The sequence below is a fragment of the Pseudomonas syringae genome, from assembly GCF_001698815.1.
GTDB lineage: Bacteria > Pseudomonadota > Gammaproteobacteria > Pseudomonadales > Pseudomonadaceae > Aquipseudomonas > Aquipseudomonas syringae_A.
Genome location: NZ_LGSI01000008.1, coordinates 1 through 21788 on the forward strand (window position 1 = coordinate 1; position 21788 = coordinate 21788).

Below are 21788 nucleotides of genomic sequence, written 5' to 3' on the forward strand. Positions count from 1 at the left end.
GATCTCTGCGACCGCCTCGCGAATGAATTCGCTCCTACTTCATCCCGGCCAGCGCGCCACCCCAATCTGATGCGGACTGGTGATTGAAACGCGCCACAGTCCCGTGGGAGCGAGGCTTGCCCGCGAAGAGGCCGGGACATTCAACCCTTCTTCTGTGCCTGAAAGACCGATTCGCGGGCAAGCCTCGCTCCAACGGGATCTACGCGATCTCTGCGACCGCCTCGCAAATGAATTTGCCCCTACGGTGGGCCTTTTCGCGTATAGATCATCCAGCACTAATCACCTCACAAAATGTGTGATCCGTCGCGCAAAACCCCGTGCTAGCCTGCGGCCTGACCTTTTCAAGCCTCAAGGACGGACCATGAAGTTTGCGCTTATCACCTGCTCTTTACTCGGTGCGCTGGCCGCTCCCCTGGCTATCGCCGCCGCGCCCGCATCTACCGTCACCGACGCCCAATTCGCCCAGGTGTTGAACGGCGACTGGCGGGCCCCGCAAAACAGCGCCCGTGATGTGTATCGTCACCCGCAACAAACCCTGCAGTTCTTCGGCCTGCGGCCTGAGCAAACCCTGATCGAGATCACGCCGGGCAACGGTTGGTACAGCGAACTGCTGGCGCCGCTGCTCAAGGATCACGGCCAGTACATTGCCGCAGTGGTCAATCCGGCAACCAGCGATTACGCACGCAAGGCGGCCGACAGCCTGAAACAGAAATTCGCTGCCGACCCCGCCCATTACGGCAAAGCCCAGGTTATCGACTACGACCCGCAAACCCCGGCGTTCGGCAAACCGGCATCAGCGGACGCAGTGCTGACCTTTCGCAACGTACATAACTGGGTGCTGGCCGACGATGCCCCGGCAATGTTCAAGGCATTTTTTGCAGTGCTGAAACCGGGCGGCACACTGGGCGTGGTTGATCATCGCGCCAAGGACGGGGCGTCCGTTGAGGCAATCAAGCAGAGTGGTTACCTGCCGACGGATTACATCGTGAAACTGGCGAAAGAGGCGGGGTTCGAGCTGGCCGGCCAGAGTGAAATCAATGCCAATCCCAAGGACACCAAGGATTACGCCCAAGGCGTCTGGACCTTGCCGCCCACCTTCCGGCTCGGCGATCAGGACCGCGCCAAATACGCGGCTATCGGCGAATCCGACCGGCTGACGTTACGTTTTATCAAGCCAGCAGCGCACTGAGTCATTCGTCGGCATTCGGGTCCATGTCCGGAAACATCACGTCCATGAAACCGAACTTGCTGAAATCGGTGATGCGCGACGGGTACAAGCGCCCGATCAGGTGATCGCATTCGTGTTGCACCACCCGGGCGTGAAAACCGTGGGCGATGCGCTGGATTGGTTGCCCATCGGGATCGAAACCTTCGTATCGAATGCTTTGATAACGCTCAACGGCACCACGCAGGCCAGGCACGGACAGGCAACCTTCCCAACCTTCTTCGAGGGTTGGGCTCAGGGGTGTGATCAGCGGATTGAGCAGAATGGTTTGCGGCACCGCTTCAGCGTCCGGGTAGCGCTCGCTGCTTTCAAAACCGAAAATCACCAATTGCAGATCGACGCCAATCTGCGGTGCCGCCAGCCCTACGCCACCGACGCTTTCCATGGTTTCAAACATGTCGGCGATCAGGGTCTTGAGCTCAGTCGTACCGAACATCGCTTCGGGCACTGCGGGAGCGATGCGCAGCAAACGCTCATCGCCCATCTTGAGAATGTCGCGGATCATGAATCGGCCTCCTTCAACGAAAACGTCATCCTGCCACAGCTGTGCTCAGGATTCGTCGGCCTTGGCAGGCAGTGGCACGGAATGGTCACGACCCAGTCCGGAAACATGCTGCTTCTCGGTGGACGCTACGCCGCCATCGCCCGCTTCCTTCTCGCCCGGGTCTTTGCCTTCAGAAGACATGTGCTCGATGACCGCGTTCATCTCCGCGCCCAGCAACAACACTGCCGCTGAAATATAGAAGTACAACAACAGCACAATTATCGCGCCGATGCTGCCATACATGGCGTTGTAGTCGGCAAACGTCTTGACGTAATAACCGAAGCCCAGCGACGCGATGATCCAGACCACCACCGCCAGCACGGAACCGGGGGTGATAAAACGAAATTCCTGTTTAACGTCAGGCATCACGTAATAAATCAGCGCCACCGACACCATCAGCAGCGCGACGATCAACGGCCAGCGCAGGATCGTCCACAAGGTGACAATGAAATCTTCCATGCCGATCTGCGACGCCAGCCAGTTCATGACTTGCGGGCCAGTCACCATGAGCGCCGCTGCCGCCAGCAGCATCATGGCGATGCCGACGGTGTAGAGCACCGACAACGGCAGGCGTTTCCAGACCGGGCGTCCTTCGACCACGTCATAGGCGGCATTCATGGCGCTCATCATCAGCCGCACGCCTGCGGACGCGGTCCACAGCGCAATGACGATACCAATCGACAGCAGTCCGCCTTTGGACTGTTGCAGTTGATCGATCACGGGGTTGACTTGTTCCAGCGCCTGGGGCGGCAGAACCAGCTCTGATTGCAGGCGCAACCAGGAGAAAAAATCGGGGAGATGCAGGAAACCGATCAGGGCGATCAGAAACAACAAAAACGGGAATAAGGAAAACAGCATCTGGTACGCCAGCGCCGACGCGTAGGTCGACATCTCATCATCGAGGAACTCGCTGACGGTTCGCACCATTACCTTGAACGGCGAAAGTTTGCGCAATTCCGAAAAAATCATGGCGTTTCCTTCGCTGAATGGTGCCGAAACTATAGTGCCGAAACGACCAGGTTGACATTCGGCAGTTCTGCGTTGATCGAGGGCCTTGCCGCTCTGACAGGCGTTTTAGAGCTTAATGGACTGGTTGCCCGACAAAAAAGTTTCAAATCACCCAGGCCAGACATGATAACGGCCATCCGAGGATGACCGTTATTTAAGTATCAACCCCGAATACCTAATCGGGACCGATAGCTTCATGCCTTATCGACGCCCTTTTTCACAGCGTCTTTGGCTTTGCCTACCGCTTGTTGAGTTTCGCCTTTGATTTCCTGAGCCTTGCCTTCTGCACGCAGTTTGGAGTTGTCGGTAGCTTTACCAACCCCTTGCTTGACGTTGCCGACAGCTTCGTTAGCCATGCCTTTAACTTTATCGCCAGTGCTGCTCATAGGTACTCTCCAGAGTAAAATTCGGGTGTCTTAACCTCGACATAAAGATTGACCCGCCTCCTTTGAGCAGAGTTTCAATTATTTTTACCCGCTGCACTGCCGCTCGTCAGGCCAGGCAACACGGGGAACCAGCGGTGTTTTTTCAGGCCATGCAGCAACTTTGACTTTAAGTTTGCCCGGCAACCCCCGAGAATGCGGCACGCAATCAGGCTGCCCTGACTCGGGTCAGTGCGCCGACTATTCAGATCCACAGGAACATTATGAAACTCGATAAAAAGCAGGCCATCGCACGCCGCAATCAGGAACTGGGCGGGGCCGTGCTCGGTACCAACAACACCCACTTCACGGCGTTGAACACCAACAAGAACATCTGGTGGTTCGATCTTCCGCTCGGCCGGCTGGCGGTGGGTCAGTACGAATGGGTTCATCTGCTGCTGCACACGCCCAGCACTGATCAACTGCTGCATTTGAAGGTCACCACGGTCTTTCTGCGCGACCACATGGAAGGCCTGGTCGTGCGCAACCGAGGCAAACGCAAATCCACCGTGAGCCTGGAATTGAGCGCCGACAAGGATTCATTCCTCAAGGACGTGCGTCCGGACGGCGCGAACCTGAGTTTTGCCGGGTTCCTGCAGCCCTGATGTGACGGACCTGCTCGTTGCCGTTGCAGTCACGAGCAGGTGCGACACCTTCACGCCAGACGCTTGGTCACCAGATAACCGACCGTCGCCGCCACGGCCGATGCCACGGTACCCCACGCCAGATCCACCAACGCCATCTGCGCCGGCCAGCCCTGCAGCGTGGCCCAGTTGCTTAAGTCATAAGTGCCATAAGCCACCAACCCCAGCATCGCGCCGCGCTTGATCGCATGGGTCAAGCTGTGGCGGCGCAAGGCCGACTGCACGGCGAAATACACCAGCCCCGCCGTATACAGCAGGTAAAACACCACCGCCGGCCCCGCCACAGGCTTGTCGACCATGATCGAACCGAGCCAACTGCGGTAAGTCGGGCCCATCAGCAAGCCGAGCCAGACACCGTCCAGGATCAGGAACGCCACCAGTGTACTCAGGTAAGCCGTCAGATTTCTTTTCATAGGTCATCAGTATCAAATGGTTCCGGATCAGTAGGAGGGGACTTGTCCCCGAATGCGATGGATCAGTCTCCTGTACCCTCCAGACACTAACGCTGTCTGGCCTACCCCTATCGGGGACAAGTCCCCTCCTACAATCTCGATTAATGCGGCGAGATCAAACCAGATCAATACGATCTACATGAATCACGATCTGGCCCTGCTTGTAGAGCGCGCCGATGGCTTTCTTGAAGTTGCCTTTGCTGACGCCGAACAAGCCGCTGATGACCTGTGGATCGCTCTTGTCGCTGACTGGCAGCGTGCCGTTGTTTTCCCGCAGCTTGGCGAGGATTTTCGAGTTGAGGCTGCTGGAGGCCTCTGCGCCGACCGGTTGCAGGCTCAGACTGAGGTTGCCGTCAGTACGGATTTCCTTGATGAAACCCTTCTCTTGCTTGCCGGCACGCATGAACTTGAACACTTCGTTCTTGTGGATCAAGCCCCAGTGCTTGTTGTTGATGATCGCCTTGAAACCCATATCGGTGGCTTCGGCAACCAGCAAATCAACTTCCTGGCCAACGGTGTAGGTGGCCGGCGTCTTGTCCAGATAGCGGTCCAGACGCGCAGTCGCAGTGATGCGGCGGGTGTGTTTGTCCAGGTAGACGTGGACCACGCAATAGTCACCGGCCTGCAACGTGCGTTTCTCTTCCGAGTACGGCAGCAGCAAATCCTTGGGCAGGCCCCAATCGAGGAACACGCCAATGCTGTTGACCTCAACGACTTTCAGGCTGGCGAATTCACCGACCTGAACCTTGGGTGTTTCAGTGGTGGCCAACAGCTTGTCTTCGCTGTCCAGATAAACGAAAACGTTGAGCCAGTCCTCATCTTCGCTAGGAATATCCTTGGGGATATAACGGTTGGGCAGCAGGATTTCGCCATCCGCCCCGCCATCCAGATACAGACCAAAGTTAGTGTGCTTCACGACTTGCAAGCTGTTGTAACGCCCGATTAACGCCATTTCCAAATACCCTCATTACGTGGGCGTCATTCTACCCGAGTTTGTTGATCAGGATCGCGACGCGCAAAGCATTGGGTAACGGGATGCTGGAACCCCCATAAAATTCAACAATTTGCTCCCCATTCGTCAGACTGATTCAGCTGTGACTAGCAGATTTGTTCCTGCCCAATTCCGTCAAAAAACGACTTTTCAGCAGTAAAACAGTAAGTTAGTGAGCTAATTATCAGCAGATATAAATAATTCACGGCGCTCTGGGCATCGCTTTTAAGGCTATATTTCTAGAGCAATTGTCAAGCCATTCATATACAATTGCTGGCCGTATCAAGTTTATATAGGTTAATGGCAGCCATGCGCGTAAAAGCATCCAACTCCAAAGCAAAGCCAGCTCCAGCCGTTGAAACGAGCGACTCGATCAACGCCCAGATTGCTGCTTTTCTGAAGTCCGGTGGTGAAATCCAGGAAATCGCCAAAGGCGTCAGCGGCCAGACTTTCGGCCCATCCAAGCAAATCACCCTCGGCAAAAAGTAATTTTCCCCCCGCTCCAGTTGTCGATCTCTATGCGCTTTGATTCTCAGGGCGCTAGTGGATTGATCCTTCGCTGCATCAGCTAGACTCCCCGCTCAGCCTCTTGGCATACCTTCAGGATGCTCAGCTCGTTGCGCACTGACGCTGCGACGGGCAGGATGAAGCCCTTGGAGCAAGCCCCTTTGCGGAATGCACGAATGAAGAACTGGATGCTTTTCGGCGCACTGATTTGTCTGGGTGGTTGTGCATCGCACGGCTGCGACAACATGCTCGATGACAGTTACCCCGCAGGCAGCGCCTGTCGTGAACAACATTTGCTGTATCAGAACGACATGTTGCAGGCCAAGCTGTTGATCAGCGAAGCCGACCGGGAAAACTATGAACTGGCTGAAGCCATGCTGCGCCGTGCTGGCATTGACGACGCCTCCGGTGAAGCCGAGTTCTATCAGGCTGTGCTGTTGATCCGTCAACAACGCGACCAGCCCCACGTCATCGAATTGCTGCAGGACGCTGCCCGGCGCAAGCACCCACTGGCCATTGCCCTGCTCGCCCAACAGCTGAGCATGAGCGACCAGAAACAGTCTGAACGCTACCGTGCCGACTATGCCGAGCTGGATGTCGCCAAGAGCGGTTATCCGTCTTTCGAGCAAGCGTTAGTAGTGATTCGCGGGCTGATCATTCCAGCGCCCCAGACCACCGCTTCCAACTGATCGCGCGCGGATCGACGAACGGTCCGATCCCGCGCGCATTCGCCGGTATGCTTGCGAGGCTCTAGCTCGCGGTTTCTGTTGGGTCGCTGGCGATTTGCCGAAGCGCCGTTTTCGATACGACTGCTCCGATCCCACTCCTCAACTCCAGGAGTGAGCACATGCTCAATATTCGTCATTACGTCCTGTCGTTGGGCGCCGTAATTATTTGTCAGTCCGCTTCTGCCCAGGTGCTGGAGCGGGAATTGGGTGCGTTCGATCTCAAGCTCGGCACTTCACCCGCGCGCAGCATGGCCCAGGGTCTGGTCACGCCAAACGGCAGCGGCTCCTTCCATGGCGGCCTGGACCTGACCCACGAAAGCGGCTTCTACGTCGGACAGTGGACACCCAGCGTCGGCATTACTGACGACACAACGCTGGAAGTTGACTCGTACATGGGTTTCAAGAAGCCCTTCGACAAAACCCTCGGCTATGAGATGGGCATCATTCGCTACAGCTATCCCGACACCAGCCAGCTGGACAGCCATGAGTTCTACGCTGGCCTGCGCGTGCTGAACAGTCGCGTCGGCGCCGCATTCAGCAACGACATCGGCCGGCGCGACAGCACCTTGTTCGTTGATCTGGGCGGTATCGAACGGCTGGGCATCGGTGTACGCATGCAATATGCCAATCATCAGTTCGACACGCCGCAGCAGATCACCGACGGCGGCATGGTCAGCATGTTCAACGACTGGTCACTGAACATCACGCGGCCGTGGATGGGCATCGACATGAACCTGATCTACAGCGGCTCAAGCCTGAGCGGCAGTGATTGCAGCGCCTACAGCGGCCATAATCCGCAGTGTGAAGGCACCTTCACCGTCAAGGCCGTGCGCGCGTTCTTCTGATCGACTGAACTGCTATCCTCAGGCCCGCTCTACAGGATAAGCAGGTCAATCGAGGAGTCTTCATGCGCACCCCGTTCAAAGCCTTCATTACGTTGTTGATGGCGCTGTTTGTGCTGGGCGGATGCACGCGCATCGGGCTCGCTTATCGGAATCTGGACGTCATCATCCCCTGGTCGCTCAACGACTACCTCGGCATGAATTCCACGCAGAAGGGTTGGTTGAACGGCCGACTCAAGGAGCATTTGAGCTGGCATTGCAGCACGCAATTGCCAGGTTATCTCACCTGGCTGGATCGCCTGGAGGAAATGGTCGAGACCAATCAGGTGACCGAGCAGGAACTGCGCGCCCGCACTGAAGAAGCCAAGCAAGCCATTGCGCAGATCTCGCGACAGATCACGCCGTCGGCGGTGGAGCTGTTGGCGCAGCTCGACGACAAGCAGGTCGCGGAGATGCAGGAGACTTTCGCCAAGGATCGCCGCAAACACGAGGATGAATACCTCAAGCAGCCGCTGGACAAGCAGATCAGCGAACGCGCCGAGCGCATGGAAAAACGCCTGAGTCCCTGGCTCGGCTCGCTGAGCCCGGCGCAGAAACAACGGGTACAGAGCTGGTCGGCGTCACTGGGCGAACAGAATCGCGCCTGGCTGGATAACCGCACCCATTGGCAAGCGCTGTTTGTGAGCACCGTGCAGAATCGGCAAGCCAGCGACTTCCCGGAGAAAATCGCCAAGTTGTTGCAGGATCGGGAAACGTTCTGGACGCCGCAATACCGCGTGGCGTATGACCAGACCGAAAAAGCCGCCATTTCATTGCTGGTGGACCTGATGGCACAAAGCACGCCGGACCAACGTGAGCAGTTGCTGGAGAAGATCGCCAGCACGCGCAAGGACTTCACTGATTTGAGCTGTCTGAAAGCGGCTCAGGCAGCCTGAATCCATATGTAGGAGCCAACTTGTTGGCGAGGTGGTGTGTCAGGTATGGCGCCTCGCGAACAAGTTCGCTCCTACAGGGGGGCGGGCTTCAGGCAATCTGCGCTTTAGCCGCTACCTCGTCAAAGGTCGCTGGATCAAGCGGATCAGCCTGTTCATCCAGCACCTGACGCGGATGGTCGTTGCCAGGTATGGCGCTGTCGATCAATGCCAGCAGCCTTGAACCACGCGGGCTGAGGATGAAATTTTCACCGTTGCCGCCCTCTTCTTCCGGACGCGGCTGAATGAAGCCACGGCTGAGCAGCAACGCCTCGTATTCGCCGGCAATTGCTTTCAGATGATCGAGATTGCCGACTTCTTCGCCAGCCTGAGCCTCAGTAGCAGCGTGGTCCTCTGCGTATTTACGAGGCTTGAAACTTTCGTTGGCGCCGTTTTGCACTTCGTGCAGCAGACGTTCGATAAGGTCCCAGTCATAAGGCAGTTCCATTTCTCTTACCTCCATCCAGCGTGGATAAGTGGCCCGTGACGTCCCGCCATCAGGCTTGCTACTGAAAATTGAGACACGCGCCAACGCTGGCCGTTCAGCCAAGGCGGCTGAGCGGTGCTGCTGAACTTTTTCTGGAAATTGGCGCTCAACCGTTCAAGCCCGCAAAGGAAATAGAGGCAGCCATGAAAATCCTGTTGAGCATTACCGCCGCGTTAGCCCTGTTGAGCGCCGTGCCGTCATGGGCGTGCACACCCGAAGAGGCAACCGCCAAGCGTGAGCAACTGGCCAAGGAAGTGCAGAAACTCACCGAGCAGAATCCGACCAAGGCCAAAGAGATCAACGACGAGTTGCAAAAGATGGATCTGGAGACAGCGTCCAAGGACCTGCCAGACAAGTGCCAGCTGATTGATCAGCGGCTCAAGGAAATGAAGACGGCGGAGAAGAAGACGGAGTAGCGGGTTAACCGCCGATCACCCGTAGGAGCGAATTCATTCGCGAAGGGCCGGTACATTCGACGCATCTTCTGCTGCCTCAATACCGCCTTCGCGGATAAATCCGCTCCTACAATTTTGAAATCGGCGCGAGCCCGTGGGACCGGATTTATCCGGGAAGACATCGGTGAATCCGACGCATCTTCTGCTGCCGGAATACCGCCTTCGCGGATAAATCCGCTCCTACGGGTTTCGATAAGAGGACTTATTCAGCCGCTGGCGTTTCGGTTTTGCGCTTTTTCAACGGTGCCATGCCGTCCTTGCTCACCAATGACAAGGCATCGGTTTTCGGACGGTTGGCGATTTTGCGTTTGGTCGGGGCCTTGGCGCCGGTTTTCTTCTTGTCGCCCTTGGCGTCAGTCTTTTTCTTCTTCACGCCAACAGCCTTGCCGGACGCCTTGACCTTCTTCGGTCCGCCGTAAGAGCCTTTGACTTCCTTGATCGTGCGACGCTCAAAGCTCTGCTTGAGGTAGCGCTCGACGCTGGACATCAGGTTCCAATCGCCATGGCAGATCAACGAAATCGCCAGACCTTCGCCACCGGCGCGACCGGTACGGCCGATGCGGTGCACGTAATCGTCGCCGCTGCGCGGCATGTCAAAGTTGATGACCATGTCCAGGCCTTCAACGTCCAGACCACGCGCTGCAACGTCGGTGGCCACGAGGATCTTGGTGCCGCCCTGCTTCAAACGATCAATCGCCGCCTTACGGTCTTTCTGGTCCTTGTCGCCGTGCAGCACGAACGCTTTGTAGTCCAGCGCCACCAGACGGCCATACAGACGGTCGGCCATGGCCTTGGTGTTGGTGAAAATAATCGCCTTCTGATACGTCTCGTTGGCCAGCAGCCAGTGCACGATCTGCTCTTTGTGGCTGTTGTGGTCAGCGGTGATGATCTGCTGACGCGTGCCCGAAGCCAGCTCGCTGACGCTGTTGACCTGCAAGTGCTGCGGGTCAGTCAGCACTTTGCCAATCATCTCGCGCAGGCCCGCACCACCGGTGGTGGCCGAGAAAAGCAAGGTCTGCTGACGGTTCGGGCATTCACCAGCCAGACGCTCGACGTCTTCGGCAAACCCCATGTCCAGCATGCGGTCGGCTTCGTCCAGGACCAGGACTTCAACCTGTTTGAGATCCAGGTTGCCAGCGTTGAGCTGCTCCAGCAGACGACCCGGCGTACCGATCAGGATGTCCGGCACCTTGCGCAGCATGGCGGCCTGGACCTTGAAATCTTCGCCACCGGTAATCAGCCCGGCCTTGATGAAGGTGAACTGCGAGAAGCGCTCGACTTCTTTCAGCGTCTGCTGTGCCAGCTCGCGGGTCGGCAGCAGGATTACAGCGCGAATGTCGACGCGAACCTTGGCCGGGCCCATCAGGCGATTGAGGATCGGTAATACAAATGCCGCAGTCTTGCCGCTACCGGTTTGCGCAGTCACCCGCAGGTCACGCCCTTCCAGCGCCAGCGGGATGGCCGCTGCTTGCACAGGCGTAGGCTCGACAAAGTTAAGCTCGGCCACGGCTTTCAGCAGGCGTTCATGCAGGGCGAATTGGGAAAACACGGGTGCTACCTCGACGAAATACAAAAATACAGGCGCATAGCCTAACGGTTTCGAGCGCCGGGGCCGAGTTTCTTTACGACTAACTGCTTATTTTGTTACTCGATTTGCCATACGTCGCCCAAGTCGCGGTCATGAATGCTCTAATCGGCAGCTTATTTTCTTCGGGAGTCGCAAGGCGCCACATGGATATTCAATCGCTATGGCTTCGCGTTCAGGAACTCTGGGGCGTGCTGGATCAACATCCGCTGCTGCACGCGAGCCTTGGCCTGCTGTTACTGCTGATCGCGGCGCTGGGGCTAGGCAGAGTGGCGCGCTTCCTGATTCTTTACGCGATGAAGATGCTCGGCAGGCAACCGGCGCTGCACTGGCTCAATGATTTTCTGCACAACAAGGTATTCCAGCGTCTGGCACAGATAACGCCGTCGCTGGTGATCCAGTTCGGCCTGAATCTGGTGCCTGACCTGAGCGCCACCGGCAAGAATGTGATCGGCAATATCGCGCTGGCCTTCACCATTCTGTTCATGACCCTGGCCATGGGCGCGTTGCTCAATGCGTTGCTCGACATTTATGCGCGCACTACCCACGCCCGCACACGCTCGATCAAGGGTTATGTGCAACTGGCGAAGATGATTCTGTATATCTTCGCCGCGATCATCATTGTCGCCACCCTCATCGACCGCTCGCCGCTGTTGCTGCTGTCCGGGCTTGGCGCCATGTCGGCGGTCATCCTGCTGGTCTACAAGGACACGCTGCTGTCGTTCGTGGCCAGCGTGCAGTTGACCAGCAACGACATGCTGCGCGTCGGCGACTGGATCGAAATGCCGCAAGTCGGTGCTGATGGCGATGTCGTGGACATCACGCTGCATACGGTCAAGGTGCAGAACTTCGACAAGACTATCGTCTCGATTCCGACCTGGCGCCTGATGTCCGAGTCATTCAAGAACTGGCGCGGCATGCAGCAGTCAGGCGGCAGGCGCATCAAGCGCAGTCTGTTCATCGATGCCAGCGGCGTACGCTTCGTCAATGACGACGAGGAACAGCAGCTGAGCCAGGTTCATTTGCTGACCGACTATATCGGACGCAAACAGGCCGAACTGCTGGCCTGGAATCAGGCTCAGGGTAATGTGGCGCAGCTGTCGGCCAACCGGCGCCGGATGACCAACATCGGCACCTTCCGCGCCTACGCGCTGGCCTACCTGAAAAGCCATCCTGAGGTGCACCCGGACATGACCTGCATGGTCCGCCAGCTGGAAGCCTCGGCGCTGGGCGTACCGCTGGAAATCTACTGCTTCACCCGCACCACCGTGTGGGCCGACTACGAACGCATCCAGGGTGATATTTTCGATTACCTGCTGGCGGTGTTGCCGGAGTTTGGCCTGAGCCTGTATCAGCAGCCGAGCGGGATGGATATGCGAGCGGGGTTGGCCCAGCGGCACCCTGAGTCCTGACTGTAGGAGCCAACTTGTTGGCGAGGCTTTAGGGCGGTGTCGTGAGGAATATCGCCTCGCGAACAAGGTGGATCGCCACCCCACTCGCCCCTACGTGTTTGCCGTGTGATTACCGACGCAGGTCACGCCAATCGAGGTTTTTTCACACCCAACCGACTGATCCACACCGAAGCCACGATCACGGCCCCGCCAACGAACAAGCGGCCCAAATCCTCATGACGGTTCCAGATCAGCAGATTGATGAGGAGCCCGACGGGCACATGAAGGTTGTTCATTACCGCCAGAGTCCCGCCGTTGACCATGCATGCCCCCTTGTTCCACCAGTACATGCCCAACGCCGTCGAACACAAACCCAGAAACACCAAAACCAGCCACTGCTGCGGCGCATCAGGCAGGTGTTGGGGATTGCCGAACATCAAGAACGCGGGCAAGGCGATGATCAGTGCGCCAAGGTAGAAATAGCCAAAGCGTCGATAGTGCGGCAGGTCGCTTGGGTAACGCGCGACCAGATGCTTATAGAGCACTTGCCCGGCGGCGTAGGTGAAGTTGGCGACTTGCAGCAGCAGGAAACCGCCGAGGAAATTGCCGTCGATGCCGTCGTAGCGAATCACCCCGGCGCCGAGTACCGCGACCAATGCCGCCAGCAAGGCCCAAGGGTTGAAACGGCGATTGAGCGCGTCTTCGATCAGCGTCACATGCAGTGGCGTAAGAATGGTGAACAGCAAGACTTCCGGCACGGTCAATACCCGAAAGCTCAGGTACAGACACACGTAGGTAATGCCGAATTGCAGCGCACCGATCAGCAACATGCCACGCATGAAGCGCGGTTCGACCTGACGCCAGCGGGTCAGCGGAATGAACACCAGCCCGGCGAGTACCACGCGAATCAGCACGGCAAAGTAACTGTCGACATGGCCTGCCAGATAAACGCCGATCAGGCTGAAGGAAAACGCCTGAATCAGCGTCACAAAAAGTAGATAACCCATAGATGCCCCCGTTTGCAGGCGGCGACCTTAGCGGTTTTGGGGTTTGGGTGTCATTTTTTTGTGGGAGCTGGAATACGTAGGACCGGCTTTAGCCGGGAGGTCAGCTCATTTGCAGCAACTGCGTCGGCAGAACGGGCGCCCTCCCGGCTAAAGCCGGTCCTACGAGTCCGACGTTGCGTCTTACTCCTTGGTCAAATCAACCAACGGCTCATTGCGCACTTCAGTGCTGCGCCCCGCCTGAATGGTTTTGATCTGGCCTAAAGCTTGATCGACCGCGCCTTTATCGGCCAGCAGGCTGTAGCTGATCTGGAACTGACGCTGTTGTTTCGGGCCGATGGTCGGCACCAGGTTCAGTGGACGCTGATAGCGACGGTTGTAGGAAAAACTGGTGCCCGGCTCCAGTCCGGTCACATAGCCCTGCCCTTGGGTGTCGGTGTTTTTCCACAGCGAGAACACGGGCAGTTGCTGGGTATTGAAACCCACCGCGACGCCAAGGCTGCCGACCTTGTTGTGCAGCACAGTCAGCGTATCGCCCTTGTCATCCGCGTAAGGCACCACGTTGTAGACGGTTTCGTCGTAGTCCGGCGTAGGCGCTCGATAAGTCTGCCAATCAGCCAGATCGCCCTTGGCCTTCTCGTTGAATGGCGAGACCTGCTTCACCGGTGCCTCAAAACGCGCGCCCTGTTCCAGGAATGGCGTGCTGAAGTTGCTGTGATACAGCGCCTGATATTCCTTCGGATAGTCACCGTTGTTGGTCAGCGTGTCATTGAGGGTGAAGCGCACACTGCCGGGTTCGGTGACCAGTTCGGTCTGCACCGTGAAGTCGACTTTCTTGAATGCCTGCTCCTGGAGTTCACCCTTGAGGCTGATTGCATAAGGCGGCTTTTCGTCGATGTGCAGGGTGACTTTGCTCGCCGGAATATTCGCCGCGCGACCGTGCAAGGTCAGCAGTTCGCCGTTGTCCATGCCCGGATGCCCCACCCATTCGTAGCCGCAGCGCGTCACCAGCTCGTTGAACCCTTCCAGCCAACCCAGTCCGCCACGGCCATTGAGCTCGATGAATGCCGGGTTGACCACGTCCTTGACCGGCGAATCCCAGCCCATGCGCACGTCGCCCACCGAAGCGTGCAACACGTTCATGCCGCGCGTGGGCACTACCGAGAGTTTCATCGTGCCGTTGTCGATATCGATGATGCTCACCCCTTCCTGACGCCCGCCGTGCAGAGTGCGCAGGGTCACGGAAAAAGGTTTGTCAGTCTTGACGCCGAGCTGAGCACTGGTGATCTGTTGGTTTTGCGCGGCCTTGTCGGCATCGAGCAAGACGTAATCCCAGGCGAAAACATTGGAAGCGGCGGTAATGGCGCCGAGGCCGAGCAGCAGGGGAAGGGGTTTCATGAGGGCAGTCCTTATTGGAATTATGGTTTTGCGTAACGGGTTAATCGATTCAGCTAGCAATCGAGTCTAGTCATATTTCGCAAAAATGTTGAGCGACCCGTTAAATTCCAGACAGAAAAAAGCCCGATGACCGCCAAAGAGGGGTCAATCGGGCCACGCACCCAGGAGCGGCGGGCGCCAAGGGGAAATCGGTAGTGCCGCGCGGGTCAGGCGACCTGGGCGAGTTTGGCGATGGCCTGGTTCATGCCTTTTTCAACGAAGTCGCCGCCCATGTTCAGGCCTTCGGCGTGAATGAACGTGACGTCATGGATGCCGATGAAACCCAGCACCTGACGCAGGTACGGTTCCTGATGATCGAGGCTGCTGCCCGCATAAATGCCGCCGCGCGCGGTCAGGACAAAGGCACGCTTGCCGACCAGCAGGCCTTGCGGACCGGTTTCGCCATACTTGAAGGTGACACCGGCACGCAGCACATGGTCGAACCAGGCTTTCAGGGTGCTGGGGATCGCGAAGTTGTACATGGGCGCTGCGAGTACCAGCACATCCGCAGCCACCAATTCGTCGGTCAATTGGTTGGAACGGTCCAGCGCGGCCTGTTCGCTAGAGGTGCGCTGCTGCGAAGGCTTCATCCAGCCGCCCAGCAACGTCGCGTCCAGGTGCGGCACCTGCTCGGTGGCAAGGTCGCGGACCGTCAGTTGATCGTCGGGATGAGCCGCTCGCCACTGGCCAATGAACTGTTGGGTCAATTGGCGGGAGACGGAATCCTGCTGACGGGCGCTGCTTTCAATGATCAGTACGCGGGACATGGGGCGCTGCCTCCATCGAAGAATGTCTTGAGTCGATGGAGTGCAGAGTAGAGAAGGCTGTATCGATTAAAAAGCGTAAAAATCCGCTGTTAAACATCTAAAAAATTGTTTTATCGAGAGAGGCGCTCTACTCTCTTACCCAGTCTGGCGCCCGACGAGCGATTATTCGGGTTCGCAGTTGAGCTTGATCCGCAGCTTGATGATGCTGCGGTTGAACTTGGCCGACACGTCCACGCTTTTTTTCGCGGCGACGGTCACGCGGCGCGTCTTTGGCGCCTCCGGACCATTCTGGAACACCACGCTGCATTTGGCCGGGACGCTGCCGTAGTTGTTCACGGTGATCGCGCCGGTATCGTAGAACGTGTCATGGCTGGTGTAGTCGATTTCGACGCCCTGATAGTGTTTTTCCACTTCGATGGGATACGCCCAGGCGCTCAGCGGCAGCATGGCCAGCAACACACAACAGATTCTGTTCATCGGGCAGTCTCCAAGAGGGGATTGGCAGATTAGGACAAAGCGTAAGAAGGAGCTACAGATGAAAGCGCCCCGCGTGACCCTTGATCAATGGCGCACCTTGCAAGCCGTGGTCGACCATGGCGGTTTCGCCCAGGCGGCGGAAGCCTTGCATCGGTCGCAGTCGTCGGTGAGTTACACCGTGGCGCGCATGCAGGATCAACTCGGGGTGCCGTTGCTGCGTATCGACGGGCGCAAGGCCGTGCTCACCGAAGCGGGCGGCGTGTTACTGCGTCGCTCGCGGCAATTGGTCAAGCAGGCCAGTCAACTCGAAGACCTCGCGCATCACATGGAGCAAGGCTGGGAAGCGGAAGTGCGCCTGGTGGTGGACGCGGCCTACCCCAACGCGCGACTGGTCCGTGCCCTGACCGCGTTCATGCCCCAGAGCCGCGGCTGTCGGGTGCGGCTGCGCGAAGAGGTTCTGTCCGGCGTGGAAGAAGTGCTGCTCGAAGGCGTTGCCGATCTGGCGATCAGTGGTTTCAGCATTCCGGGTTATCTGGGCACGGAAATGAGCACCGTGGAATTCGTCGCCGTCGCGCATCCGGAGCATGCCTTGCATCAGTTGCAGCGTGAGGTGAATTTCCAGGATCTGGAAAGCCAGCTGCAAGTGGTGATCCGTGACTCGGGCCGCAATCAACCTCGGGATGTTGGCTGGCTCGGCGCCGAGCAACGCTGGACGGTGGGCAGCCTGGCGACCGCCGCGACCTTCGTCAGCAGCGGCCTGGGCTTTGCGTGGCTACCTCGCCACCTGATCGAACGTGAACTCAAGGAAGGCGTGCTCAAAGCCTTGCCGCTGGATAAAGGCGGCAGCCGCAGCCCGACCTTCTATCTTTATTCCAGCAAGGACAAACCCCTGGGCCCGGCGACGCAGATCCTCATCGAATTGATCCGCACGTTCGATACCGCGCCACTGACCGCACCTTTCGCAGCACCTCAACAAGCCTGACAAGGAGACGTCCATGGCCTGGTTCGAACATGAAGGTTGCACCTTGCATTACGAGGAATACGGCCAGGGCGCGCCGTTGCTCTTGCTGCACGGCCTGGGTTCCAGCTGCCGGGACTGGGAATACCAGATCCCGGCAATGGCGGCGCGCTATCACGTTATCGTCGTGGACATGCGCGGCCATGGTCGCTCGGACAAACCCCGGGAACGCTATAGCATGCGCGGCTTCAGTGGCGATGTGCTGGCGTTGATCGAGCACTTGAATCTGCCGGCGGTGCACCTGGTCGGGCTGTCCATGGGCGGCATGATCAGTTTTCAACTGGCGGTGGATCATCCGGCGCTGGTCAAGAGCCTGTGCATCGTCAACAGCGCGCCGCAGGTCAAGGTCAAGAGCGCCAATGATGTCTGGCAATGGGCCAAACGCTGGAGCCTGGCCCGGCTGTTGAGCATGGAAACGTTGGGCAAGGCGCTGGGCAAGAATCTGTTTCCAAAGCCTGAACAGGTGCATCTGCGCACGAAGATGGCCACGCGCTGGGCCGAGAATGACAAACGGGCGTACCTGGCCAGTTTCGACGCCATCGTCGGTTGGGGCGTGCAGGAAAAACTCTCGCGGATCACCTGCCCGACGCTGATCATCAGTGCCGACCGGGATTACACGCCCGTCGCGCTAAAGCAGGCTTACGTCGGCCTGATCCCCAATGCGAAGCTGATCGTCATCAAGGATTCCCGGCACGCCACGCCGCTGGATCAGGCCGATGAATTCAATCGCGTGGTGTTGGAGTTCATCGATGCCGTGCCGGTCTGAAGCAATCCGCGCCTAAGCCCTTTGCATAGGGATACTGGGCAAAAAAAGCCAAACGTGCTTACCTTGCGCACTGGATCACAGCATGTCCGCATTGCTGATCGCAGTCGAAACCATCAATCAGGATCAACTGACCCATGTTGAAAAAAATCGCAATCGCCGCCTGTTCCGTGCTCTTTGCCGCCAATCTGATGGCTGCCACCGCACCCGCCAAGCCGACCCACGTCGTGCTCGAGACCAGCTTCGGCGCGATTGAAATCGAACTCGCCGATGCCAAGGCACCGATCAGCACCCAGAACTTCCTGGGCTACGTCGACAGCGGCTTCTACACCAACACCATTTTCCATCGCGTCATTCCCGGCTTCATGGTCCAGGGCGGCGGCTTCACTGCGCAGATGAGACAGAAGGACACCAAGGACCCGATCAAGAACGAAGCGGAAAACGGCCTGCACAACGTGCGCGGCACGCTGGCCATGGCGCGAACCTCGGATGTGAACTCGGCCACCAGCCAGTTTTTCATCAACACCAATGACAACGCTATGCTTGATCATGGCGCGCGTGATTTCGGCTACGCCGTGTTCGGTAAAGTGGTCAAGGGCATGGACGTGGTCGACCAGATCGTCAACGCCCAGACCGGCACCAAAGGTGGCATGCAAAACGTGCCGTTGGACCCTATCCTGATCAAGTCCGCCAAGCGCGTCGACTGAGTCGAGATGTGCCAGGCCGCGTGAAATTGTTCTGAGCAATGTCAGGATCACGCGGTCTGACTGTGGGAGTTTTCTTCAAGCAAGGAGAGCCTGCGCACAAGCGGGCGTCAGCCAATGTTCTATCGTCGTTTCGAAAAACTGATCGACATCTTCCGGGACGCACCAACAGACGCCCCACCGAATAAAGTCCTCGCTTTCTACATCTATTACCTGCGACAGGTCTGGCCAAGCTTCGCCGCACTGTTGGTGGTGGGCCTGATCGGCGCGCTGATCGAAGTGGCGCTGTTCAGTTATCTGAGCCGCATCATCGACCTTGCCCAAGGCACGCCCGACAAGAATTTCTTCAGCATTCACGCCACCGAGCTGATCTGGATGACCGTTGTCGCGCTGGTGCTGCGGCCGATTTTCGTCGGCCTGCATGACCTGCTGGTGCATCAGACCATCAGCCCCGGCATGACCAGCATGATTCGCTGGCAGAACCACAGTTATGTGCTGAAACAAAGCATCAAGTTCTTCCAGAACGACTTCGCCGGGCGCATTGCCCAACGCATCATGCAGACCGGCAACTCGCTGCGCGACTCAGCGGTACAGGCGGTGGACGCGCTGTGGCACGTGTTGATTTATGCCATCAGTTCGCTGGTGCTGTTTGCCGAAGCCGACTGGCGCCTGATGATCCCGCTGCTGTCGTGGATCGTCGCTTACATTCTGGCCTTGTGTTACTTCGTGCCGCGCGTGAAAGAGCGCTCGGTGGTGTCATCCGATGCGCGCTCCAAATTGATGGGGCGCATTGTCGACGGCTACACCAACATCACCACGCTCAAGCTGTTCGCACACACCAATTTCGAGCAGCAGTACGCTCGGGAAGCGATCAGCGAGCAGACGGAAAAAAGCCAGCTGGCCGGCCGCGTCGTGACGTCCATGGACACCGTCATCACCACCATGAACGGTATTCTGATCGTCACCACTACCGGTCTGGCGCTGTGGCTGTGGACGCAATCGCTGATCTCGGTGGGCGCTATCGCGCTGGCCACCGGCCTGGCGATCCGCATCGTCAACATGTCGGGCTGGATCATGTGGGTGGTCAACGGGATCTTCGAAAACATCGGCATGGTTCAAGACGGTCTGCAAAGCATTTCGCAACCGGTCAGCGTGACCGACCGTGAAACCGCACCGCGCCTGGAAGTGGACAAAGGCGGCGTGAAGTTCGACGGCGTTGATTTCCATTACGGCAATGGCAACGGGATCATTCACGGCCTGAACCTGGATATCAAACCCGGTGAAAAAATCGGCTTGATCGGCCCTTCCGGCGCGGGAAAATCGACGTTGGTGAACCTGTTGCTGCGCATGTATGACGTGCAGGACGGCCGGATTCTTATCGATGGCCAGGACATTTCCCACGTAGCACAGGAAAGTCTGCGGGAAAAAATCGGCATGATCACTCAGGACACGTCGTTGCTGCACCGCTCGATTCGCGACAACCTGCTGTACGGCAAGCCCGATGCAACCGATGAACAGTTATGGGAGGCGGTGTACAAGGCCCGCGCCGATGAGTTCATCCCGTTGCTGTCGGATGCCGAAGGGCGCACCGGATTTGATGCTCATGTCGGCGAGCGCGGTGTCAAGCTGTCCGGCGGTCAACGCCAGCGGATCGCCATCGCGCGGGTGCTGCTCAAGGATGCGCCGATTCTGATCATGGACGAGGCCACCTCAGCGCTGGATTCGGAAGTCGAAGCGGCTATTCAGGAAAGCCTGGAGACCTTGATGCGCGGCAAGACCGTGATCGCCATCGCCCACCGCTTGTCCACCATCGCCCGCATGGATCGCTTGGTGGTGCTGGAACGCGGCCAGATCGCCGAAAGCGGCACCCATGCCGAACTGCTGGCACACGGTGGTTTGTATGCGCGGTTGTGGCAGCATCAGACCGGTGGGTTTGTGGGGATTGATTGAAGCAATGGAATCGGCTGTAGGAGCGGCCGTAGGAGCGACTTTAGTCGCGAGAGCGTCAATACCCCTCCCGGCTAAAGCCGGTCCTACAGCATGCCTCCAACGGCTCATCCTTCAACCTGCCGATACGGCAACGTATCGCCAGTAGGAGCGACCGTAGGAGCGACCGTAGGAGCGACTTTAGTCGCGAAAGCGTCAATTGCCCTCCCGGCTTAAGCCGGTCCTACAGCAAGCGTCGCTCCAACGGTTCATCCCAAGGTCTGCCGATACGGCAACGCTCCGCGGGCATCCTCGGCGTAGGCCAGGATTCCCACGCGCTCTTGCTCGAGAAAATCAGTCACGGCGTCTTTCAAACCCGGATGGGTCAGGTAATGCCATGAACGGGTGATGACCGGCTCAAAGCCGCGAATCAATTTGTGCTCGCCCTGGGCGCCTGCGTCAAAGCGCTGCAAGCCATTGGCAATGGCGTAATCCATGCCCTGATAGAAACACGTCTCGAAATGCAGGCGGTCGAACTCCGCCAGGCATCCCCAATAGCGGCCATAAAAACTGTCGCCACCCAACAGGCTGAACGCCATGGCAACCGGCCGTGCGCCCTGCCGCGCCAGGACCACCCGAATCGCTTCCGGCATGCGCTCGGCGAGCAGGCTGAAGAATTCCCGCGTCAGGTACGGCGACTGCCCACGAATCTCGTAGGTATTGGAGTAACAGGCGTAGACGAAATCCCACAGCGCTTCGCTCAGTTGATGACCGTCAAGCCACTCGAACTCGATGCCCTGCCCCGCCACTTGCTCGCGCTCCTTGCGCATTTGTTTGCGCTTGCGCGAACTCAAGGCGTCGAGGAAATCCTGAAAATCCCGGTAACCGCGATTCTGCCAATGAAACTGACAGCCATAACGCTGCAGCCAGCCGGGTTGCTCGGCGAGAAACGCATCCGCCAGCGGGTCGGTGAAATTGACGTGGGCGCTGGACAGTTCCTGTTCCTTCAAATACTCCGGCAAGCCGTTGAGCAACTCGATACCGGCCTCGGGTGAGGCGCACAGGATGCGCGGCCCGCTGACCGGACTGAACGGCACCGCCACCAGCAGCTTTGGATAGTAGGCAATGCCGGCGCGACGGCAGGCATCCGCCCAGCCGTGGTCGAACACATATTCGCCGTAGGAATGCCACTTGCGGTAGGCGGGCATCGCCGCGACCAGTTGCCCGTCCTGATAATTGAGCAGGTGTTCGGCCCGCCATCCCGAGCGCGGGCCGAGGCTGCCGCTATCCTCAAGAGAACTGAGAAAGGCGTGACGCAGAAAAGGCGAGGTGCCCGACACCAGCGCGTCCCATTGCGAGGACGCGATCGTGCTCAGGCTGTCGGTGGTCTGTACGGACATGCGCAATTCCCCAGGAGCAGCAGACGTGCCCGCGAGTATC

24 protein-coding genes are annotated in these 21788 nt (G+C 58.2%); 12 read left to right on the plus strand and 12 right to left on the minus strand.

The window, feature by feature from the left end:
* Positions 1-361 precede the first annotated feature (361 nt).
* Entirely contained in the window at positions 362-1189 is an 828-nt protein-coding gene (locus AFK24_RS02510) for a class I SAM-dependent methyltransferase (protein WP_065831743.1), read from the plus strand.
* A gap of 1 nt (position 1190) precedes the next feature.
* On the opposite strand, the gene def is transcribed toward AFK24_RS02510, so the two are convergent.
* The 3 genes from def to AFK24_RS02525 form a co-directional block, all read right to left on the minus strand.
* Positions 1191-1730, minus strand: a complete 540-nt coding sequence (gene def / locus AFK24_RS02515) for a peptide deformylase (protein ID WP_065831744.1) — start codon at positions 1728-1730, stop codon at positions 1191-1193.
* Positions 1731-1775: 45 nt separating this feature from the next.
* A complete protein-coding gene (locus AFK24_RS02520; RefSeq protein WP_065831745.1) occupies positions 1776-2738 on the minus strand; it encodes a YihY/virulence factor BrkB family protein in 963 nt (320 codons plus the stop codon).
* A gap of 233 nt (positions 2739-2971) precedes the next feature.
* Complete coding sequence (locus tag AFK24_RS02525) at positions 2972-3163, minus strand: CsbD family protein (RefSeq protein ID WP_020289037.1); 192 nt, start codon at positions 3161-3163, stop codon at positions 2972-2974.
* A 260-nt stretch (positions 3164-3423) separates the two neighbouring features.
* Between AFK24_RS02525 and AFK24_RS02530 the strand changes: the two genes are divergently transcribed.
* A complete protein-coding gene (locus AFK24_RS02530; RefSeq protein ID WP_065831746.1) occupies positions 3424-3804 on the plus strand; it encodes a hypothetical protein in 381 nt (126 codons plus the stop codon).
* 50 nt (positions 3805-3854) lie between these two features.
* Here the strand turns inward: AFK24_RS02530 and AFK24_RS02535 are convergent, their stop codons facing one another.
* Positions 3855-4256: a DUF2177 family protein gene (locus AFK24_RS02535; RefSeq protein ID WP_065831747.1), complete on the minus strand. Its 402-nt coding sequence runs from the start codon at positions 4254-4256 to the stop codon at positions 3855-3857.
* 154 nt (positions 4257-4410) lie between these two features.
* Positions 4411-5247, minus strand: a complete 837-nt coding sequence (locus AFK24_RS02540) for a CvfB family protein (protein WP_065831748.1) — start codon at positions 5245-5247, stop codon at positions 4411-4413.
* 339 nt (positions 5248-5586) lie between these two features.
* Here AFK24_RS02540 and AFK24_RS02545 point away from each other — a divergent pair, with 339 nt between their 5' ends.
* From AFK24_RS02545 to AFK24_RS02560, 4 genes are all read left to right on the plus strand, one after another.
* Positions 5587-5775: a hypothetical protein gene (locus AFK24_RS02545; RefSeq protein WP_020289033.1), complete on the plus strand. Its 189-nt coding sequence runs from the start codon at positions 5587-5589 to the stop codon at positions 5773-5775.
* Positions 5776-5969: 194 nt separating this feature from the next.
* Complete coding sequence (locus AFK24_RS02550) at positions 5970-6482, plus strand: hypothetical protein (protein ID WP_065831749.1); 513 nt, start codon at positions 5970-5972, stop codon at positions 6480-6482.
* 158 nt (positions 6483-6640) lie between these two features.
* Positions 6641-7366 (plus strand): TorF family putative porin, encoded by a 726-nt coding sequence (locus AFK24_RS02555; RefSeq protein WP_065831750.1) that lies wholly within the window; start codon positions 6641-6643, stop codon positions 7364-7366.
* 62 nt (positions 7367-7428) lie between these two features.
* Complete coding sequence (locus tag AFK24_RS02560) at positions 7429-8298, plus strand: DUF6279 family lipoprotein (protein WP_065831751.1); 870 nt, start codon at positions 7429-7431, stop codon at positions 8296-8298.
* An 88-nt stretch (positions 8299-8386) separates the two neighbouring features.
* Here AFK24_RS02560 and AFK24_RS02565 read toward each other — a convergent pair whose 3' ends face one another.
* Positions 8387-8782, minus strand: coding sequence for a transcriptional regulator (locus AFK24_RS02565; RefSeq protein ID WP_065831752.1), 396 nt, complete (start codon positions 8780-8782; stop codon positions 8387-8389).
* Between the two features lie 182 nt (positions 8783-8964).
* Here AFK24_RS02565 and AFK24_RS02570 point away from each other — a divergent pair, with 182 nt between their 5' ends.
* On the plus strand, positions 8965-9237 hold the full coding sequence (locus AFK24_RS02570) for a hypothetical protein (protein ID WP_065831753.1): 273 nt from the start codon (positions 8965-8967) through the stop codon (positions 9235-9237).
* A gap of 241 nt (positions 9238-9478) precedes the next feature.
* Here AFK24_RS02570 and AFK24_RS02575 read toward each other — a convergent pair whose 3' ends face one another.
* Positions 9479-10825 (minus strand): DEAD/DEAH box helicase, encoded by a 1347-nt coding sequence (locus AFK24_RS02575; RefSeq protein WP_065831754.1) that lies wholly within the window; start codon positions 10823-10825, stop codon positions 9479-9481.
* A 182-nt stretch (positions 10826-11007) separates the two neighbouring features.
* On the opposite strand from AFK24_RS02575, the gene AFK24_RS02580 reads away from it, so the two are divergent.
* Positions 11008-12273 carry a mechanosensitive ion channel family protein gene (locus AFK24_RS02580; RefSeq protein ID WP_065831755.1) on the plus strand — a complete coding sequence of 422 codons (1266 nt, stop codon included), beginning with the start codon at positions 11008-11010 and terminating at the stop codon, positions 12271-12273.
* A 122-nt stretch (positions 12274-12395) separates the two neighbouring features.
* Here the strand turns inward: AFK24_RS02580 and AFK24_RS02585 are convergent, their stop codons facing one another.
* The 4 genes from AFK24_RS02585 to AFK24_RS02600 form a co-directional block, all read right to left on the minus strand.
* Positions 12396-13259, minus strand: a complete 864-nt coding sequence (locus AFK24_RS02585; RefSeq protein WP_065831756.1) for a carboxylate/amino acid/amine transporter — start codon at positions 13257-13259, stop codon at positions 12396-12398.
* 180 nt (positions 13260-13439) lie between these two features.
* On the minus strand, positions 13440-14654 hold the full coding sequence (locus AFK24_RS02590; protein WP_065831757.1) for an aldose 1-epimerase family protein: 1215 nt from the start codon (positions 14652-14654) through the stop codon (positions 13440-13442).
* Positions 14655-14860: 206 nt separating this feature from the next.
* The gene (locus AFK24_RS02595) at positions 14861-15460 is read right to left on the minus strand and encodes an FMN-dependent NADH-azoreductase (protein ID WP_065831758.1); all 600 of its coding nucleotides are present in this window, start codon (positions 15458-15460) and stop codon (positions 14861-14863) included.
* A gap of 162 nt (positions 15461-15622) precedes the next feature.
* The gene (locus tag AFK24_RS02600) at positions 15623-15937 is read right to left on the minus strand and encodes a 3-phosphoglycerate kinase (RefSeq protein WP_065831759.1); all 315 of its coding nucleotides are present in this window, start codon (positions 15935-15937) and stop codon (positions 15623-15625) included.
* 58 nt (positions 15938-15995) lie between these two features.
* Between AFK24_RS02600 and AFK24_RS02605 the strand changes: the two genes are divergently transcribed.
* From AFK24_RS02605 to AFK24_RS02620, 4 genes are all read left to right on the plus strand, one after another.
* Complete coding sequence (locus AFK24_RS02605; RefSeq protein WP_065831760.1) at positions 15996-16919, plus strand: LysR family transcriptional regulator; 924 nt, start codon at positions 15996-15998, stop codon at positions 16917-16919.
* Between the two features lie 13 nt (positions 16920-16932).
* The gene (locus AFK24_RS02610) at positions 16933-17721 is read left to right on the plus strand and encodes an alpha/beta fold hydrolase (protein WP_065831761.1); all 789 of its coding nucleotides are present in this window, start codon (positions 16933-16935) and stop codon (positions 17719-17721) included.
* Between the two features lie 134 nt (positions 17722-17855).
* Positions 17856-18425 carry a peptidylprolyl isomerase gene (locus AFK24_RS02615; RefSeq protein WP_065831762.1) on the plus strand — a complete coding sequence of 190 codons (570 nt, stop codon included), beginning with the start codon at positions 17856-17858 and terminating at the stop codon, positions 18423-18425.
* Positions 18426-18539: 114 nt separating this feature from the next.
* On the plus strand, positions 18540-20372 hold the full coding sequence (locus tag AFK24_RS02620; protein WP_065831763.1) for an ABC transporter ATP-binding protein: 1833 nt from the start codon (positions 18540-18542) through the stop codon (positions 20370-20372).
* Between the two features lie 245 nt (positions 20373-20617).
* Here AFK24_RS02620 and AFK24_RS02625 read toward each other — a convergent pair whose 3' ends face one another.
* Complete coding sequence (locus AFK24_RS02625; protein WP_065831764.1) at positions 20618-21748, minus strand: GNAT family N-acetyltransferase; 1131 nt, start codon at positions 21746-21748, stop codon at positions 20618-20620.
* Positions 21749-21788 lie beyond the last annotated feature (40 nt).

Coding starts and splice junctions, on each gene's coding strand:
- AFK24_RS02510 (WP_065831743.1), top strand. CDS start 362: ATGAAGTTTGCGCTTATCACCTGCTCTTTACTCGGTGCGCTGGCCGCT.
- def (WP_065831744.1), bottom strand. CDS start 1,730: ATGATCCGCGACATTCTCAAGATGGGCGATGAGCGTTTGCTGCGCATC.
- AFK24_RS02520 (WP_065831745.1), bottom strand. CDS start 2,738: ATGATTTTTTCGGAATTGCGCAAACTTTCGCCGTTCAAGGTAATGGTG.
- AFK24_RS02525 (WP_020289037.1), bottom strand. CDS start 3,163: ATGAGCAGCACTGGCGATAAAGTTAAAGGCATGGCTAACGAAGCTGTC.
- AFK24_RS02530 (WP_065831746.1), top strand. CDS start 3,424: ATGAAACTCGATAAAAAGCAGGCCATCGCACGCCGCAATCAGGAACTG.
- AFK24_RS02535 (WP_065831747.1), bottom strand. CDS start 4,256: ATGAAAAGAAATCTGACGGCTTACCTGAGTACACTGGTGGCGTTCCTG.
- AFK24_RS02540 (WP_065831748.1), bottom strand. CDS start 5,247: ATGGCGTTAATCGGGCGTTACAACAGCTTGCAAGTCGTGAAGCACACT.
- AFK24_RS02545 (WP_020289033.1), top strand. CDS start 5,587: ATGGCAGCCATGCGCGTAAAAGCATCCAACTCCAAAGCAAAGCCAGCT.
- AFK24_RS02550 (WP_065831749.1), top strand. CDS start 5,970: ATGAAGAACTGGATGCTTTTCGGCGCACTGATTTGTCTGGGTGGTTGT.
- AFK24_RS02555 (WP_065831750.1), top strand. CDS start 6,641: ATGCTCAATATTCGTCATTACGTCCTGTCGTTGGGCGCCGTAATTATT.
- AFK24_RS02560 (WP_065831751.1), top strand. CDS start 7,429: ATGCGCACCCCGTTCAAAGCCTTCATTACGTTGTTGATGGCGCTGTTT.
- AFK24_RS02565 (WP_065831752.1), bottom strand. CDS start 8,782: ATGGAACTGCCTTATGACTGGGACCTTATCGAACGTCTGCTGCACGAA.
- AFK24_RS02570 (WP_065831753.1), top strand. CDS start 8,965: ATGAAAATCCTGTTGAGCATTACCGCCGCGTTAGCCCTGTTGAGCGCC.
- AFK24_RS02580 (WP_065831755.1), top strand. CDS start 11,008: ATGGATATTCAATCGCTATGGCTTCGCGTTCAGGAACTCTGGGGCGTG.
- AFK24_RS02585 (WP_065831756.1), bottom strand. CDS start 13,259: ATGGGTTATCTACTTTTTGTGACGCTGATTCAGGCGTTTTCCTTCAGC.
- AFK24_RS02590 (WP_065831757.1), bottom strand. CDS start 14,654: ATGAAACCCCTTCCCCTGCTGCTCGGCCTCGGCGCCATTACCGCCGCT.
- AFK24_RS02595 (WP_065831758.1), bottom strand. CDS start 15,460: ATGTCCCGCGTACTGATCATTGAAAGCAGCGCCCGTCAGCAGGATTCC.
- AFK24_RS02600 (WP_065831759.1), bottom strand. CDS start 15,937: ATGAACAGAATCTGTTGTGTGTTGCTGGCCATGCTGCCGCTGAGCGCC.
- AFK24_RS02605 (WP_065831760.1), top strand. CDS start 15,996: ATGAAAGCGCCCCGCGTGACCCTTGATCAATGGCGCACCTTGCAAGCC.
- AFK24_RS02610 (WP_065831761.1), top strand. CDS start 16,933: ATGGCCTGGTTCGAACATGAAGGTTGCACCTTGCATTACGAGGAATAC.
- AFK24_RS02615 (WP_065831762.1), top strand. CDS start 17,856: ATGTTGAAAAAAATCGCAATCGCCGCCTGTTCCGTGCTCTTTGCCGCC.
- AFK24_RS02620 (WP_065831763.1), top strand. CDS start 18,540: ATGTTCTATCGTCGTTTCGAAAAACTGATCGACATCTTCCGGGACGCA.
- AFK24_RS02625 (WP_065831764.1), bottom strand. CDS start 21,748: ATGTCCGTACAGACCACCGACAGCCTGAGCACGATCGCGTCCTCGCAA.